Source organism: Phyllobacterium sp. K27 (assembly GCF_054796155.1).
Genome location: NZ_JBTWND010000003.1, coordinates 157,568 through 174,387 on the forward strand (window position 1 = coordinate 157,568; position 16,820 = coordinate 174,387).

16 protein-coding genes are annotated in these 16,820 nt (G+C 54.0%); 4 read left to right on the plus strand and 12 right to left on the minus strand.

The annotated features are described in order from the left end of the window. Positions 1-78: 78 nt before the first annotated feature. From ACYJL1_RS18555 to ACYJL1_RS18600, 10 genes are all read right to left on the minus strand, one after another. Positions 79-1,329, minus strand: a complete 1,251-nt coding sequence (locus ACYJL1_RS18555; protein WP_460898411.1) for a CmpA/NrtA family ABC transporter substrate-binding protein — start codon at positions 1,327-1,329, stop codon at positions 79-81. Positions 1,330-1,340: 11 nt separating this feature from the next. After that, entirely contained in the window at positions 1,341-1,907 is a 567-nt protein-coding gene (locus tag ACYJL1_RS18560) for an ANTAR domain-containing response regulator (RefSeq protein ID WP_460899157.1), read from the minus strand. A 270-nt stretch (positions 1,908-2,177) separates the two neighbouring features. Beyond that, on the minus strand, positions 2,178-3,050 hold the full coding sequence (locus ACYJL1_RS18565) for a glycine betaine ABC transporter substrate-binding protein (protein WP_460898412.1): 873 nt from the start codon (positions 3,048-3,050) through the stop codon (positions 2,178-2,180). Positions 3,051-3,086: 36 nt separating this feature from the next. Beyond that, positions 3,087-3,998 carry an ABC transporter permease gene (locus ACYJL1_RS18570; protein WP_460898413.1) on the minus strand — a complete coding sequence of 304 codons (912 nt, stop codon included), beginning with the start codon at positions 3,996-3,998 and terminating at the stop codon, positions 3,087-3,089. Between the two features lie 15 nt (positions 3,999-4,013). Beyond that, a complete protein-coding gene (proV, locus tag ACYJL1_RS18575) occupies positions 4,014-5,246 on the minus strand; it encodes a glycine betaine/L-proline ABC transporter ATP-binding protein ProV (protein ID WP_460898414.1) in 1,233 nt (410 codons plus the stop codon). Positions 5,247-5,568: 322 nt separating this feature from the next. Further along, positions 5,569-6,747 (minus strand): M20 aminoacylase family protein, encoded by a 1,179-nt coding sequence (locus ACYJL1_RS18580; protein ID WP_460898415.1) that lies wholly within the window; start codon positions 6,745-6,747, stop codon positions 5,569-5,571. Positions 6,748-6,814: 67 nt separating this feature from the next. Continuing rightward, complete coding sequence (locus ACYJL1_RS18585; RefSeq protein ID WP_460898416.1) at positions 6,815-7,594, minus strand: amino acid ABC transporter ATP-binding protein; 780 nt, start codon at positions 7,592-7,594, stop codon at positions 6,815-6,817. After that, positions 7,591-8,553, minus strand: coding sequence for an amino acid ABC transporter permease (locus ACYJL1_RS18590; RefSeq protein WP_460898417.1), 963 nt, complete (start codon positions 8,551-8,553; stop codon positions 7,591-7,593). Before ACYJL1_RS18590 ends, ACYJL1_RS18585 begins: the two co-directional genes overlap by 4 nt. Continuing rightward, entirely contained in the window at positions 8,550-9,437 is an 888-nt protein-coding gene (locus ACYJL1_RS18595; protein ID WP_460898418.1) for an ABC transporter substrate-binding protein, read from the minus strand. Before ACYJL1_RS18595 ends, ACYJL1_RS18590 begins: the two co-directional genes overlap by 4 nt. After that, complete coding sequence (locus ACYJL1_RS18600) at positions 9,427-10,437, minus strand: ABC transporter substrate-binding protein (RefSeq protein WP_460898419.1); 1,011 nt, start codon at positions 10,435-10,437, stop codon at positions 9,427-9,429. The genes ACYJL1_RS18595 and ACYJL1_RS18600 overlap by 11 nt, the downstream gene beginning before the upstream one ends. 103 nt (positions 10,438-10,540) lie before the next feature. Here ACYJL1_RS18600 and ACYJL1_RS18605 point away from each other — a divergent pair, with 103 nt between their 5' ends. Then, positions 10,541-11,869 carry an aminotransferase-like domain-containing protein gene (locus ACYJL1_RS18605; protein WP_460898420.1) on the plus strand — a complete coding sequence of 443 codons (1,329 nt, stop codon included), beginning with the start codon at positions 10,541-10,543 and terminating at the stop codon, positions 11,867-11,869. Between the two features lie 29 nt (positions 11,870-11,898). On the opposite strand, the gene ACYJL1_RS18610 is transcribed toward ACYJL1_RS18605, so the two are convergent. After that, a complete protein-coding gene (locus ACYJL1_RS18610; protein WP_460898421.1) occupies positions 11,899-13,098 on the minus strand; it encodes an MFS transporter in 1,200 nt (399 codons plus the stop codon). A 71-nt stretch (positions 13,099-13,169) separates the two neighbouring features. Here ACYJL1_RS18610 and ACYJL1_RS18615 point away from each other — a divergent pair, with 71 nt between their 5' ends. After that, the gene (locus ACYJL1_RS18615; RefSeq protein ID WP_460898422.1) at positions 13,170-13,616 is read left to right on the plus strand and encodes a helix-turn-helix domain-containing protein; all 447 of its coding nucleotides are present in this window, start codon (positions 13,170-13,172) and stop codon (positions 13,614-13,616) included. Between the two features lie 55 nt (positions 13,617-13,671). On the opposite strand, the gene ACYJL1_RS18620 is transcribed toward ACYJL1_RS18615, so the two are convergent. Continuing rightward, entirely contained in the window at positions 13,672-14,703 is a 1,032-nt protein-coding gene (locus ACYJL1_RS18620; RefSeq protein ID WP_460898423.1) for a LacI family DNA-binding transcriptional regulator, read from the minus strand. A 164-nt stretch (positions 14,704-14,867) separates the two neighbouring features. On the opposite strand from ACYJL1_RS18620, the gene ACYJL1_RS18625 reads away from it, so the two are divergent. Together ACYJL1_RS18625 and ACYJL1_RS18630 are read left to right on the plus strand one after the other, a co-directional pair. After that, positions 14,868-15,890 (plus strand): Gfo/Idh/MocA family protein, encoded by a 1,023-nt coding sequence (locus ACYJL1_RS18625; protein ID WP_460898424.1) that lies wholly within the window; start codon positions 14,868-14,870, stop codon positions 15,888-15,890. Positions 15,891-15,903: 13 nt separating this feature from the next. Continuing rightward, the gene (locus ACYJL1_RS18630; RefSeq protein ID WP_460898425.1) at positions 15,904-16,800 is read left to right on the plus strand and encodes a sugar phosphate isomerase/epimerase family protein; all 897 of its coding nucleotides are present in this window, start codon (positions 15,904-15,906) and stop codon (positions 16,798-16,800) included. The last annotated feature ends 20 nt before the right edge of the window (positions 16,801-16,820 follow it).

A 16,820-nucleotide genomic window follows, 5' to 3' on the forward strand; every position in this document is an offset into this window, starting at 1 on the left:
AGAATGCCACCGATTTTTGAGTGCAGCCTCTGCAGATAATTTGTGCGATGCACAAGAAATAAGCAGCCCTGCTTCCCATCAGCGCTCGTTTGAACCAACACTTCGCAGATAACGGGGAATGTCCTCAGGGTCGAAAACAGCACCATCGAGGAAAGCATCTGCGATGCCCATTCCTTCCACGCGCGCGTCATTTGCTGGCGTATCAGGACGCTGTCCTATGGCGTTGCGGTACAAGTCAGGGCGAAAGGCAGCGCCTGCTTTTTCGGCAAGGAGTAAACCATATTCCACCTGGCCCCAGCGGACCATCTGACTGTAAATCCATTGAGCTTGGCTGACCCAGGGGAAATTCGCAGCATCCCGGTGGAAATTGAAATAGTCGGGAACAGTGCGCTCGGCTCCATCCGGATCAATTGTAAATTGCCCGAGGAGAATACGATGCAGGATATCAAATGGCACATCAAGATAATCGGGTCCTGACAACGCCAGAGCCAGTTCCCGCCGACTGTCCGCACGATCGCACCAGCGGGCGGCATGATCCAGCGCAACGATCAGGCGTGAAGCCGTCTCTGAATTTTGATCAAACCAATCCGGGCGCATGCCGATGACTTTTTCCGGGCTGGACGACCAAATGTCTTCCTTAACCGCAACAATACACCCTACGCCCCGCGACACCGCCACCATGTTCCAAGGCGCGCCGACACAGAACCCATCAATAGCGCCGGCCGATAATGCGTCCGAGGTCATGGGGGGCGGCACCACAACCAGCTTTACTTCGAGGTCTGGATCAATGCCACCAGCCGCCAGCCAATATCGCAGCTCATAATTATGCGATGAGAAGGGATAGGTTATACCCAGTGTAATTGGCCCCTGCCCTTCGTTTCTGCGGGCCTCTATTACGCGCTTCAAAGCCCTTGCATTTGCCAGCGCATCCTGCTTGCCGGACAGGTCCGCCATCGCCTGCATGCGCCGGTACAAGCCAAGTGAAAGCGTGATGGCGTTTCCTCCACGCCCGAGGATAAAAGGCGCTATTACAGGAGACGGATTGGAACCGAGGCTCAGACCGGCGGCAACCGGCATGGGCGCAAGCATATGGGCAACATCAAACTGCCGGAACGCCAGACGATCACGGATATTTGCCCACGACACATCCTTAATCAAACTGAGTTGAATGCCCTCGCGCGCAGCAAAACCAAATTCGGTCGCCGCAATCAGAATCGCAGCGTCAACCAAAGGAATGAATCCTGCACGAACCAACTTCGACCCGGGACCGGCAACAGTAGCCGGTGCTGCCAGTCCGCCTTTATCGATACCGGTGCGGATGAAACTCATTGTAACCCTTCCTAAGATCCTAAGAGTGCGGCCGCCGTAACAACGCTCTGCGCGATGTCGGCAATCTTCCGCTTTTCGTTCATTGCCGTCTGTCGCAGCAATGAATAGGCTTCGTCTTCCGACATGGAGCGGGACTTCATCAAGATGCCCTTGGCGCGATCAATGATCTTCCGCTCCTCAAGGGCACTCTTGGCTTCTGCCAATTCCTGCTGCAATCGACTGAATGCTTTGAACCTGCTGACCGCCATATCAAGAATGGGCTTTACCCGCTCTTTCTTGAGTCCATCGACTATATAGGCAGAAACACCCGCCTCGACTGCCGCTTCGATAGAGGAACTGTCGGATCTGTCTACGAACATGGCAATAGGTTTGCGTATAGATCGTGTCAGCTGAAAAAGATGTTCCAGCATGTCACGGTTCGGCGTTTCTATATCAATGACAATTACATCCGGCCCGATGCTTTCGATCTGCCGTGCAAGCCCGACAATATCATGCAAAACGACAACTTTATCATGTCCAGCTTCGCGCAGTCCTTCCTCGATAATTGAGGCGCGGATACGATTTTCGTCGAAGATCATTATGGACAAGGCAGCAATCATGCCTCAATTTTGCGCATGCTTTAAAATTGTGCAAGCCTGACATTAGGACGCAGTGTGTAATGGTTTGGAAGAAGGGGGCGCTGTCCGCACAATGCGACGCGCATTATATCGCCTGAAGCGTAGTCACTGTATGAAATCTGCTGAAATATCGTGAGGGCATGGCCCATGGGCATGCCCTCTTGCCCGATGGCACATCGTGCTGGACACGGCAAAAGGCGTCCAGCACGAAGTGGTCTTTAAAAAAATCGGTTAGTTCAAGCCTTCGAGCCAGGCATTTACCTGGTCGGGATGATCGACGATATACTTGTCGACCGCCGCGTCATAGGAGGTTTCCTGGGCGTTGAACATGGCAGGCTCCAGATCGGTGATAGGCAGATTCATCCGCGAGAGGAACTTTGCCACTTTTGGATCTTCTTCCGTGAACCCTTTGCGAGCAATCACATCAACATGTTCGGCCTTGCCCAACGAGCCTTTGGTATCCTCGAGATAACGCAGATCATACTTGCCGAACATCCAATGGGGACTCCACGAGGTAGCGACAAACCACTTTTTCGATCGCGTCGCTCTTTCGACCGATGTCAACATTCCGGCCTCGCTGGATATCTGCAACTTGTAGTCCAGGCCATAGTCTTTAACGGCTTGCTCAGACAGTCGGGTAAGACCTGCACCGGGGTCGATGCCTTGAATGGTGCCACCGAGCTGCTTCACGACGTCGGGTTTCTTGAGGTCCTCAATGGTGCTGACTACATCAGCAGGAATATAGGTTGGAACAACCCACCCCAGCTTGGCTCCCTCATACACTGTTCCAAGCGTTTCAACCTTGTCTTTCACCCGCGCAAAATAATCTGCATGCGTTTCAGGGAGCCATGCCATCAACATCGCATCGAGATCACCGCGGGCCACACCTTGGTAGAGCGGAGCAACATCGGTCTGTACCAGTTCGACCTTGCGGCCAAGCTTATCCTCTATGAGCTTTGCGGCAAGTTTCGTAACAAACTCGGCATCAGACCAGGCAGCCCAACCCAGTTTGACAGGCTTGGCCTGATCTTGGGCAAATGCTGCTGTAGACAGTGACGCTGCGACCATGGCAGCCAGCCCTATTGATACTATTTTTCGGAACATAGGTTCTCCTTTTCATTTATGAGGCCGGTAGCGGCCTCATTTTTGATTTTGTGCGAGGGGTTGAATGGATGATCGAGCACCCTCACTGTCTCGCTTGGTGAACGACGGAAGGCGAAATAAGGCTGGACGCTTTTTGCCGAAACTCTGGGTAATGCGATCCAGTATGACAGCGAGAATGACGACCGCCAGACCACCCTCAAATCCGGTGCCTATATCCAGTCTCTGGATACCCGTTAATACGGTGTTGCCCAGACCACCGGCGCCGATCATCGAAGCAATCACAACCATCGAAAGCGACAGCATAATTGTCTGATTGATGCCCGCCATAATCGATGGCATGGCGTTGGGAACTTGCACCTTGAACAACAACTGCATCCGTGTGCAGCCAAATGCCAGGCCAGCCTCGACAAATTCACTATGAACCTGACGTATGCCGAGATTGGTAAGCCGGACGACTGGAGGCATGGAAAAGATGACCGTGGCAATTGTTCCAGGCACTGCACCTAGTCCAAAGAACATCGCTGCTGGAATAAGGTACACAAAGGCTGGCATGGTCTGCATCAAATCGAGCACCGGACGAACGGTGGATGCAATCGCGTCGTTTCTTGCCATGGCTATTCCGGCGGGAATGCCAATAAGAACAGCAATCAAGGTTGCTGCAATTACGAGCGCCAATGTCTCCATCATACTGGACCAAAGCTCCATATGACCAACGAGCCAAAGCGAAATCACCGTGAAAACAGCAAAGCCCAAACCGACGCGCCACAAGGCAATAGCACCCAGCAGCGCTATTCCTATCGGCTGAGGGATGAAAAGTAACGCGCCCTCTATGCCATCGGTAACGATGCCAATAATCATCGCAATGAAATCGAGGGCAGGTGTAAAATTGTCGAGGATAAAATTGACGGCGGTATCGGCACCATCGCCTATGCTAAAGTTAAAATTCATAAGGATGTCCAATTTTTAATGCGCGCGATCAAGCACTTCAAGGAGGGATGATTTGCTGATTGATCCGACATATCTCTTCTGATCATCAATCACCGGAACCGGCCAACGGCTGCCGGCCACCCGGCCCATCACATCAGACAGTGACTCGCTGGCAAGGATTGGATCAACGTTCTGCAGGAAGGCGCTGCGATAAGGATCCGCATCACGCGCATTCACCTTTTCGATCAAAGACTCGAGGCTGATCATGCCCAGATATTCTTTTCGAGTGCCTGTGATAATCGCGACTTCACGATCATCTTGCCGCATGCGGCCCAGCGCTACAGGAGCAGTTACACCTTGCCTGTCAAAGATCGTGATCTGGTTCTTGCGAACAACATCGCCTGCCTTGAAAACGTGCGAAACGTCGACATTGCGAAAGAATGAGCGAACATAGTCGTTGGCTGGCTGAAGAATGATTTCATCGGGGGTACCAACCTGAATTACCCGGCCATTTTGCATGATACAAACCCGGTCACCGATACGCATGGCCTCGTCCAGATCATGGCTTACGAACACTATGGTTCGGCTATGTTCTGCCTGGAGACGCATAAGTTCATCTTGCATTTCAGTTCGGATCAACGGATCCAGCGCCGAAAAGGCTTCATCCATCAAAAGGATGGTTGGTTCGCTTGCAAGCGCGCGCGCCAAACCTACACGCTGTTTCATTCCACCCGACAGCTCGTCCGGATTGCTTGTGGCATAGGCTTCCAGTCCAACAGCTTTAAGCGCAGCCAAAGCCTTTGTGTTGCGTTCACTTTCGCCAATGCCAGCCACTTCCAATCCGAAAGCGGCATTGTCGATGACGTTGCGATTTGGCAGCAAGGCAAATGATTGGAAGACCATGCTCATATCGCGTCGACGCAATTCAATGAGTTCCCGATTGGACATTTTGGTAATGTCGACGCCATTGATCTCAATACTGCCGGCGGAAGGCTCGATCAGGCGATTCAGGAGGCGGAGCAAGGTGGATTTGCCTGAACCAGACAAACCCATGATAACGAAAATCTCGCCTTCCCGAATTTCGAGACTGGCATCGTCAACACCAATTGTACTGCCTGTTGCAGCATGGATATCTGCTTTTTCCTTGCCTGATCTGGAAAGAGCGAGCGCCTTTTCCGGCCTGTTGCCGAAAACTTTATAGACATTTTGGAGGCGGATTTTGACTTCTGCGGAAGGGGTTTTATCGTCTGTTCTAGTATCTGATATCATAAGCAATGTTCAACCTGCGACAGCGGTTGGTGATCTCCTTCATTTGGCTCGCATACAGGGCCTTCTCGAAATCCGGATGTACGGGCCGTACAAACAGAGTTAAAGGCGCAAAATTTCTGCAAAATCGAGCATAAAATGCGAAATATAATGTGGACACCCAAGAGGAACGGACTTGGCCGACCGTAACCAGTACAGCCTAGTATTCTAAAAACGACAATAGCAGATCGGGAGATAAAAGTCCACCTCCGCAAAAATTTTCACAAAGCCCGTGCACCTGGCAATCCCAGCGGGTCGTGCCGTCCGACGCGAAGTTCACGGCATGCTATGCGAGATACCGTTCCGTCAGTCGTGCCCACATCGCGGCGCCGACCGTGAGACTTTCGTCCGCAAAATCATACTTGTCGCTATGCAAAATCGCCGAATTCACGCCATTGCCAAGGCGCAGGAAGCTTCCTGGCTTATGTTGCAAGAAATGTGAGAAATCTTCACTGCCAGGGATTAGAGGGCAGATTGAAACCTTGTCCGCGCCCACCAGTTCCTCAGCCACGATACGCGCAAACTCTGTTTCCGTTTCTGAATTTACGACAACAGGATTGCCCCGGGTATAATTGATCTCTGCTCTTGCCCCATAGCCTTCGGCAACTGCGTTCGCCAATGCCGTGATACGCGTCTCCAAGAGGTCACGGATTCCCGGGTCAAACGATCTGACAGTAATAAGCAATCTTGCGCTTTCGGGAATGACATTTGCCGCCTCGCCGCCGTGTATCGCTCCTACCGTCACAACGGCGGTCTGCGTGGGGTCGACATTGCGCGAAACGACCGACTGTAGAGCCACCACAATATTGCAGGCAACCACTACCGGGTCGATTGTCAGATGGGGACGCGAGGCATGGCCACCCTTGCCGTGAACTTTCATCTCAACAGTATCAGCCGCTGCCATAAGTGGACCAGAACGCATCAGCCACGTCCCTTCCGGTGCCCCGGGATGATTGTGCAGACCAAAGATCGCGTCGAAGGGAAACCGTTCAAAAAGACCATCGGCAATCATTGCCTGCGCGCCACTCCATCCGCCCGCCTCTTCAGCAGGCTGAAAAATGAGGTTCACTGTCCCGCTGAAGCGGCGCGTTCGCGCGAGATATTCGGCCGCCCCGAGAAGCACCGTCGTGTGACCATCATGACCACAGGCATGCATTTTGCCCGTAAATTTGCTGGCATAGGGGTGGTTTGTCTGCTCCTCGATCGGCAGCGCATCCATATCAGCCCGAATGGCAATGCTCTTGGTCCCAACACCCGCCGTCAGGCGCGCGACCACGCCATGGCCACCGACATTCTTGCTGACCTCATAACCCCAGGCCTCAAGTTTTTCTGCTACGAAGCGCGCTGTCTCGGCTTCCTCGAACGATAGCTCAGGATTGGCATGGAGGTGATGCCGGACCTTTACAAGTTCCGTTTTCATCGAGTCAAAATCGGAAAGGCGGGCAAAATCATTATCGGAGGTCATAATCATTCCGGCGGTTTGGGGATAAAACCACCCTGGGAAGGGTGGCGGGGTTTTCGATCAGTTAGCGCTAGATGAAGCGCGACAGGAAGCTTCTGGTCCTTGGATGTTGAGGATTGCCGAGGACGTCTTCCGGCTTTCCGTGCTCAACTACCTTGCCGTCATCCATGAACACGACGCGGTCCGCAGCTTCACGCGCAAACCCGATTTCATGGGTTACAACGATCATTGTCAGACCCTGCTCTGCCAAATCGCGCATGGTCGCCAGCACTTCACCGACAAGCTCCGGATCGAGTGCAGAAGTCGGCTCATCAAAGAGCATCAACTTTGGCTTGATTGCCAGCGCGCGGGCGATAGCTACACGTTGTTGCTGCCCGCCCGACAATTGCCGCGGATAGCTGTCTGCCTTTTCCGAAAGGCCAACTCGCTTCAAAAGCTTCCGCGCGTTTTCCGACGCTTCTTTGCGGCTCTCGCCATGGATGCCAACAGGTGCCTCGATAATGTTCTGCAAGGCAGTCATGTGCGGGTAGAGGTTGAACTGCTGAAAAACCATGCCGATCTTGCGCCTTTGCAGGGCAATGGCATAATTTGACAGTCGCTGCAGCCGATCCTTTTGAAGTTTGTAACCAATCTGCTCGCCATCCACCTCAATCGAACCGCGATTGATTGATTCCAGATGATTGATGCAGCGCAGGAAGGTGGATTTACCCGAGCCCGACGGCCCAAGCACAACCACGACTTCCCCCGGCGCAACATCAAGATCAATGCCTTTGAGAACTTCCAGTTGCTCGTAGGACTTGTGGACATTGCGCGCCCTTACCAGAGGAGTCGCGTCGACGTTTGCATTCATTGTGCCACCTCCTGTGCCACAGTACGGGTAGGCACAGCCGCTACTGCCGGAACATCTTCCTTCGTCCTGTTACCGGCTCCCGATTGGCGGTCACCACGGCTGTAATAGCGCTCAATATAACTTTGCCCAACGTTCAGCACCGACGTGATGAGAAGATACCAGATGACAGCCACAAGCAGCATTGGAACCACTTCGAAGGTACGGTTATAAATGGACTGAACAGAATAGAGCAGATCGGCCATTGCAATAACGCTGACAAGCGAGGTCGCCTTGATCATGCTGATCAGCTGGTTGCCTGTCGGTGGAACGATTGAGCGCATCGCCTGGGGTATGATGATGCGGCGAAGTGCGCGCGCACGCGTCATGCCGAAGGACTCTGCAGTTTCGAACTGTCCCCGGTCGACCGATAGAAGGCCGCCGCGAATGATCTCGGCCATATAGGCAGCTTCATTCAGGGCAAGCCCGGCAATGGCAGCAGTCATGGGGCTGATTACCGAATTTGTATCCCAGCTGACGAAGGTCGGTCCAAACGGAATGCCGATCGATATAGTGGGAAAAAGTGTGGACAGATTGTACCAGAAAATCAACTGCACAAGCAGCGGGGTTCCTCGAAAGAACCAGATGAAAAGCGAGGCCAACGATTTGGCAAGCCCATCCTTTGACATCCTTGCCACGGCAAGAAGCAGGCCGATCACAATACCGATCACCATTGCAACTACGGTCAGCCCCAATGAGACGTAGAGCCCGCTTATCACGGTCGGATCGAAGAAATATTCAGCAACGATCGGCCATCCGAAATTCTCGTTCATGGCGACAGACCATGCGCAATAAGCTGCAATTGCCAGGGTCAAAAGCCACGCGGCGACGCGACCTTTAGGGAAAGGTGTATGAGCCTCGGCAACGTCCTTTCCGATGCCGCCGGCGGGCGGCATCAGTCCTACATCATCAACTCTACTCATTTCGGCAATGTCCCGCCAAGATTGATGCCAGGCTCCTCGAGCATGTTGTTTTCAAGTCCCCATTTCTTCATGATCGCGGCATAGGTGCCGTTATCCATAAGCACTTTGATAGCATCCCGCAGGACCGGCCCGAGCGGCGAGCCCTTCGGCACAACAGCGCCCTGATAAAGATTCTCAAAACCGTTCTTTTGGCCCACCCCGGTCAATTCCAGCTGACCATTGGCTTGGGTAACGAAATAGGTAAGTGGTGCCTGCGACGAGAAGAACGCATCGGAACGCTTCGAGCGCACTGCTAAAATGGAACTTGGCTGATCGGTAAATGACTGAACCTCAATCGGCTCCTTGCCATCGGTTTTGCATTTTTCGGCCTGAGCCTTGATCACCTTCTCGGCCGAACCGCCCGCCATGACGGCAATACGCTGCCCGCAGGCGGAATCGAGTGACGTTATCCCTTTCGGATTGCCCTTATGAACGGCGAAGACCACAAATTCCTGAACCCAGTCCACAAAATCATTGGCCTCTTCACGCGACTTGAAATCACCGACCGGCCCGAACGCGAACTGATAACGGCCGGAATTGACGCCTGCGAGCAGGGCTGGAAGCCCGCCAACGGTTGCGTGTTCGATCTTGACGCCAAGTATCTGACCAAGCGCGTCTGTCAGGTCTGCGCTTGCACCGCTCATTTCAGTACCCGTAACAATCTCATAGGGTGGAAACGATCCGTTGTTAACGGATATCATTTTTCCAGCCGAGCGAATATTTTCTGGCAGTTTGGCGTGGAGCTCATCATTTACCGGAAGCTTCGCAGAACTCTCTTGCGCCACGGCAGTAGCTGAGATCATTACACTCGCCAATGCGAGACAGACTAGTTTTTTATGCGACATGTTCATTCCCCTTTGTTTTCATTTTTGAGGCGGCAGTGTCACTGCCATCGATATCGAACGGAAAAATTATCTCCGGCAAAAGCCGCTGCGGGAGAATTCCCTGGGTGTAAAGCTCCTCGATGAACCCGGTTATCATCGCGCGATTTTCCGCAAAGCCGCTTGCATCCCAGCCGGCCGGCAGATCGGAGGAGCATCGGAGAAGCTCGTCGAACATCCACGGGGTTGTCTCAGCATATTTACGCCGCTTATTCAGCCAAACGCGTTGGGACTCATCAATCAGGCTGCTCAGTTCGGAGATAATCCACGGGTGCTCGGCCACAATATCTGCCTTGATGCCGATGAGATGCATGCCCGGTACATATCCAACCTCGTCGAAATAACGACGCTCGGCACTGCGGAAATCGACAAGCACCTGCCGGAACGGAGAATCGTCGGAAAAAAATCCATCTGGCATAAAGGGCGTGAACACGGCATCAAGCTCCCCGTCCGCCAATAATTCAACCATGGGCCTTTCGCCGGGTGCAGCCTCAATCCTTCCGGGACAACCGAAGCCGTCGAGACGATCGGTGATTGGATGGGCCGCTGTCAGCCGCCCCGCATACCACATCGCATCTTCAACACCCACGCCTTCCCTGCGCAGCGCTGCCCGCGTCCACGTGTTGCCGGAATCGCGCCAGCCGGTGACACCGATACGTTTGCCCGCAAGATCGGCGAGTGTTCGGATTGAACTGTCTTTGGTGGTGATGATGCAGCGGTGCCGAAACCCGCGCATAATGAAATTCGGAATGCCAACAACGCTTTTATCCCCTTCAAAACAAAGCTGGGTGTAGCGGCTGAAAGACATTTCCGCAGCATCATAGGCATCGCTCTTTCCCACATGCGGGATCAATGTGCCAACGCGATCAACCCTGATATCGAGTCTTGACGACGTGACATCGCCAAGAACAAGCGGCGTCATGTAGTCCCAATCCCGGAGAGCAAGACGAAGGGTAATCGGCATAGACATTCACTCGCAATTTTTTCTTGTCCGCCTCACGTTAAATGTTCAAATCTGGGTGATCAAATGTTATTACGTTATTGAACATTTAAAAAACGGTGATGAAATGAATGAAGCCCGGGATGCAGATTGGTTCGCTCAGAAGCTGAAGGATCGGACAATTCGCGGTATTGCGATAGAAACCAGCGCGTTGATCCGCGCAGGTGCGTTGCCTGTAGGAACCAAGCTCCCGGCCATCCGCGATCTTGCTTTTGCGCTCGGGATTAGCCCTGCAACCATTTCGCATGCATGGCACGAATTACGCAGGCAGAAAATCATCAGCGGACGCGGACGCAACGGCACATGGGTGAGCGGTGACCGTTTTGTGGCGCAGCCGGCACGGTTGGCGAGTGTCGGCAACTATGGAAAGGATGCGCTGGATCTGACCGCCGCAGTGCCTGATGTCACGCTGCTGCCGAAACTCGCCGACGCTATGGCCTATGGTGCATCGGCTGAGAATCTCAACAGCTATGAGCGCAGCCGTATCCTCCCCGAATTGGAAAACGAAGCAAGAAAGACCTGGCCCTATGAACCGGAGGCCTTCCTGGCAACAAATGGCGGCTATAATGCCGTTTATACGCTGATCCACGCTCTCGTCCTTCCAGGCGCCAGTGTGGCGGTTGAGGACCCCACCGGGATGCGCTTGCTGGATATTCTGGAAGATCGCGGCGTACGCATCATTCCTGTGACTTGCGATAATGAGGGACCAATGCCCTCATCGCTGGAGGAAGCACTGAAATTCCGCCCGGTAGCCTTCCTGTTTCAGCCGCGCATTCATTCCGTCACTGGCCAAAGCGTCAGTCCGCAGCGCATGGAGCGCTTGGCAGAGATTTTGCGCGGCACTGACACATTGATCGTGGAAGACGATGGCGTTGCCGATATTAGCGAGGCGCCGCGGCATTCGTTGGGACGCCACTATCCCGATCGAGTCATCCACATTTTGTCTTATTCGAAAACGCATGGGCCCGATCTGCGCTTGGCCGTGCTTTCAAGCTCGCGGGCAATCGTCGAACAGATCCAGTCCTATCGCAGCTTCAGCGCCGGCTGGACAAGCCGTATCCTGCAGGCAGCTACCGGCTGGTTGCTGCGCGATGAAGCAACACAGGAAGCCGTGCGCCACGCGCGGACAATCTACCAGACAAGACGCAGCAACCTTGTTGCGGCATTGCGCGAAAGAAATGTCGAAGCAGCTCCGGGGGGAGGCTTATGCGCCTGGGTTTGCGTGTCGTCCGAGCCTTTTGCCATGGTAACAATGGCGGCACGTGGCATTGCCGTTCATCCCGGAGCCAAATTTTCAATTCTCCCCAGCAGTCACCTGCGGGTGGCTACAGCCACTTTGTCTAATCGCTGCGAGGAAGTGGCCGACGCCATTGCTCTTGCGGCTGTGTATCGTTAAGCGCCAGCCTTAAAGTCAAAGCATAAAAATTAAAGAGCAACGCGCCGCGACCGCTGGAATGCAAGCCCTGAAATCAGTGTCAAGATACCCAATACTACCGCAAGTCCGACGCCACTGGCACGCCATCCCCATTCGGATATGGCAGGGGTGCTTATAAAAGGTGACAGAAATTGGCCGAGGAAGACAGATCCCGTGAGCAAAGCACCCGTTTTTCCCCGTTTATTGGAAGAGGTTGCGTTTAGAGAAATCGCCACGAACCCAGGAATGGCCAGGGCGTAGCCCGCGCCAATGGCTGCGCAACCGACAAAGACAGCCATTCCAGCTTTAACTGTCACAAGGATCGCAAACCCGGTCGCCATCAGACCAAAGCCGCAGGCCCAATTACCAGCATAGCCAATCGCCTCGCGAAGGCGCGGATAATAGAGAGCCGCCGCCCCGCCCGCCAGCATGAGCGTTCCGAGCGCAGCCCCGGTCATGGCGGGCGATGAGTAACCTTGTCCTGATAGAAAAAAGGGCAATTGCGTGGGCATGACGAAGAACAGCATTGTCACGACCATCTGACCGAGGGCGAGCAAATATACGAGGGGCTGAGTTTTGCCAGCGCCGATCAAAGCGGGGTTTTGCTCAACTGACATGCTCGACGGCGCATCGACAATGACGCGCCAGAAGAATGGCAAGGCAAGGGCTGGCAGCGCATATACTGCAAAAGGAAACCTTGGTCCGACCGTTGCAAGAAGGCCAGCAATCACGATGAAAACGAACCCGCCAAGATTGCGGGCAGAGACCTGAGCGCTGGTGACAACATGCAGAGTTTTTCCGGAGAAATAATCGCCCAGCAGCGCCGATTGTGCCGTCATGATCATGGCAAGTGCAACACCCAGGCACAATCTGCTGACCATGATCAATGGCAATGTCGGCAGAAACAGTCCGGCGCTTCCCGAGATAATGAACAAGATCAACCCTGCTAAGAGCATCCGTCGTCGACCTGATCTGTCAGCAATCACACCGCACCAAGGTGCGACAAGCACGACTGCCAATGATGGAGCCGGAACCAATAGCCGGATCAAAAAACTATAGGTTTCGTCACCCGCAAATTGTCTTTCAAGGCCGGGCAAAGCGGGACTGATCGTGGCTGCCGTCATCACTGTGAGAGATGCAACCAACATCAGCGCCACGGCGCGCGGGTCACGGAGAATTGGCCGTTCTTCAAGTTCATTCGTCAGCTGCATTTGTACCATCTCTATTGCCCTTTGAATCACAAGCGGGCATCATACGAATTCAAGTCAACTTGAGGTCAAGCATGAAATTTCTGGACATAGGCGAGATCGCAAAAGCAAGCGGATTACCCGCCTCAACGCTGCGATATTATGAAGAGCAAGGACTGATCGCCTCCGTCGGCAGGCACGGGTTGCGGCGTCAATATGAGCCGGTAGTGCTCAAGCGGCTTGCATTGATCAACATGGCCCGCACAGCAGGATTTCTGCTAAGCGATGTCGCTGATATTTTTGGCCGCAACAGTGAGCTTGTGATCCCGCGTGACGAATTGCGCACGCGCGCCGATGCTCTGGATAAAAAGGCGCAGGAGATAAAGGCTTTGGCAGCGATCATGCGTCATGTGGCAGATTGCCCTGCCACCTCACACATGGAATGCACCACTTTTCAAAAGCTGCTGCGTGTAGGGACAAAGCATCAGTCCCGCATACGCCAGCAGAAATCAAGAACGGGACCACCTCTATCTGCCAGGTAGCCAGGGAACCGCACTCAGATCGGCGCTGTTGCAATGGGGTTGCGTGTCATCAATATCACGGCAGCGGGCGGTCGCTTTCCCCGGCCACCAGTTCCATTGGCCATATGATGCCGGACTTTACCGGAGGATAATTGTTTTCAAATGCAGGCATGGTCGAAAGCAATGTTTCGGCCAGCTTGATCCCAAGGTCGCGAAGTGAAAGCCGGAAGCACGTCAAGGTCGGCGACAAAAAGCGGCTTTGCGTGCTTTCGCGAAACCCTATAACGGCGATATCCCGTCCAGGGTGGATGCCTGCCTCGTAAAAGCGACGATAAAGTCCAATCGCCATGTTTTCATTGACCAGAACAACAGCCGTCGGCATTGGTTTCTGCTCAAGCATGGCACAAGCAACCTGATAGCCGCCCTCTTCATTGCTGGGTGCAGCCAGAACCAGATCCGGATTGAACGTGATGCCACCCTTCACAAGCGCTCGTCTGTAGCCGCTCAGAAATACATGGCCAAGATTGACATCGCTATTGGGGACACCGACGGCGATGCACTTGTGTCCAAAGCCCAGCAACCGCGTTACGGCGGTAATGGCCGTGCCTTCAAAATCAAGATCGATCCAGGGGAATGAGCCATCGGCGCCACTGCGTCCAAGGGCCACAAACGGGATTTCCCGCTCAAGCAGAAACGGTATGCGTGGGTCGTCTCGCATTGTGGCTGATATAATCAAGCCGTCAACGAAACGCCGTCCCACCACGCGGTTGAGATAAACGCCAGGATCTTCGTCGGTCCCGCACAATAGTGCGACAAGATCGAGCTGATGTCGCCTGAAAACGGATTGAACCCCCCCAAATACCGGCATAAAGAAGAAGCTATCCCCGTTCTCTGCTGTTTCAACCGTCGATTCGATCATGAAACCAATCGTGTTGGTCGTGCCTTGCCGCAAGCTGCGCCCGGACTGGTTGGGAACGTAGCCCAGCGTCTTGGCAGCCTGAAGCACTCGTTGACGGGTTTCCGGATTGACGTCGCTCTTGCCATTCAGCGCACGCGAGACCGTCCCGATTGAAATATTTAGGTGGCGGGCAAGGTCCCGAATGCTCACGCTTTTCTCCTGATGGCGACTCGATGTGAGGGTCTTCTCCCATAAAACACCGAAATAAGGGATTGACAAAAATAATTCTCCATTCTTAGATCGTAAACGTTTACGGAAGCGTTTTACAACCGATTTTCTCGGTTTAGAGCGGGTTTCTGTAGGGAGGAGCAAGAATGCAGAGTGCCGTTTTAGTCGGTTGCGGAGCCATGAGCAAAGCCTGGTTTGAGGCGGTTCGCACCATTGGCGATATTGAGATCGTCGGCGTGGTTGATCTTGCAGCAGATCGTGCGCAAGCACGTGTCTCAGAATTTGGCCTGACATCGGCAATTGCGTCCAACGATCTGGCGGCCACGCTTGCGCGCACCAAACCTGATCTGCTTTTTGACATTGTGGTTCCAGCAGCACGTCATGCCACCGTAGCCGCCGGGCTTGCCGCCGGCTGCCATGTGCTTTCCGAAAAACCCATGGCGGAAACGATGGATGAGGCACGCGATCTCGTTCTCCGGGCTGAAGCAGCGGGCCGCATCCATGCGATTGTGCAAAACCGGCGGTATCTCGCCCAGATTCGCCGTATCCGCCGACTGATCCAATCCGGTGCCATTGGCGAAGTGACCAGCCTCCATTGCGACTTCTTCCTTGCTCCACATTTTGGCGGCTTCCGCGAAGAGATGCGTCACGTCCTGTTTCTCGATATGGCAATCCATACTTTCGATGCAGCGCGCTTCCTTGCCGGCGGTGCCGCCGATGCGGTCTATGCGCACGAATGGGAGCCCGGCAATTCCTGGTACAGCCAGGGATCATCTGCCACCGCCATTTTCGAATTCTCCAATGGAGCCGTATTCACCTATCGCGGCAGTTGGTGTGCGGACGGCATGCGCACAAGTTGGGAAAGCGAATGGCGCATCGTTGGCAGCAAAGGATCAATTGTCTGGGATGGACATGATGACATACGGGCCGAAGCCGTCACCTCCGGCAAAGACGGCCTGTTTTCCGAGGTGGCCGCAGTCGAGATACCTCCCCTCGACACGTCTGACCGCGTCGGCGGTCACCTCGGAGTGATGCAGGACTTTATCGCGGCGACCCGCGGTGGTCACCAACCGGAAACGGCTGGAAAAGAAAATATCAAAAGCCTTGCCATGGTGTTCGGCGCTATCGATAGCGCCGAGTCCGGGCGGCGCCTCGAAATCACAATCTGAAGGAATGTGAAAATTGAACAATCCAGCTACAGCCATCCGCATCGGTACAATGATCAAGGGCAATGCGCCCGATCCTGCGGCCTATGTGAAAAACATATTGCCGCATGGTTTCGAGAGCATTGAGCCCTTTTTCTGGCAGGTGATGAACAAGGATCTGCCAACACTGGCGGCGCAATTGAAAGACGCGATCGGTGACGCCGATGTAACAATTTCAACGCTGGGCATGTTTGGCAATCCGCTGGAAGACACGGAGATAGATCAGGAGACGCTCAAGGGCTGGGAAGCATTGATCGACAATGCTCACCATTTCGGCGCAACCACCATTGCTGGATTTACCGGACGTGTTCGTGGAAAACCGATCGAGGAAAGCCTGCCGCAGTACAAAAAGGTCTGGACCGAATTGGCAAAGCGCGCCGCCGACAAAGGTGTGAAACTTGCCTTTGAAAACTGCGCCATGGATGGCAATTGGGCAAGCGGCGACTGGAATATCGCGCACAATCCGGATGCGTGGGAAATGATTTTCAACGAAGTACCGGCTGACAATATCGGACTTGAGTGGGAGCCCTGCCACCAGATGGTCTATCTGATCGACCCGTTGCCGCAAATCCGCAAATGGGCGTCGAAGATATTTCACGTACACGGCAAGGATGCGACGATCCGCTGGGAAGTCATTCGCGAGCACGGAATTTTCGGCAAGGAAAAGTTCGTCTTCATGCGCTCGCCAGGCTTCGGTGACACAAATTGGGTGGATGTCATTTCTGAATTGCGGCTTGCAGGCTGGTCGGGCTCCATCGACATCGAAGGTTGGCATGACCCGGTATATCGCGATGAACTGGAAATGACAGGTCAGGTCCATTCGCTCAATTATCTCAAACAGAGCCGCGGCGGTTCTTACGTCGCCAACCCCTGAAATCAACCCGGCCAATCCTG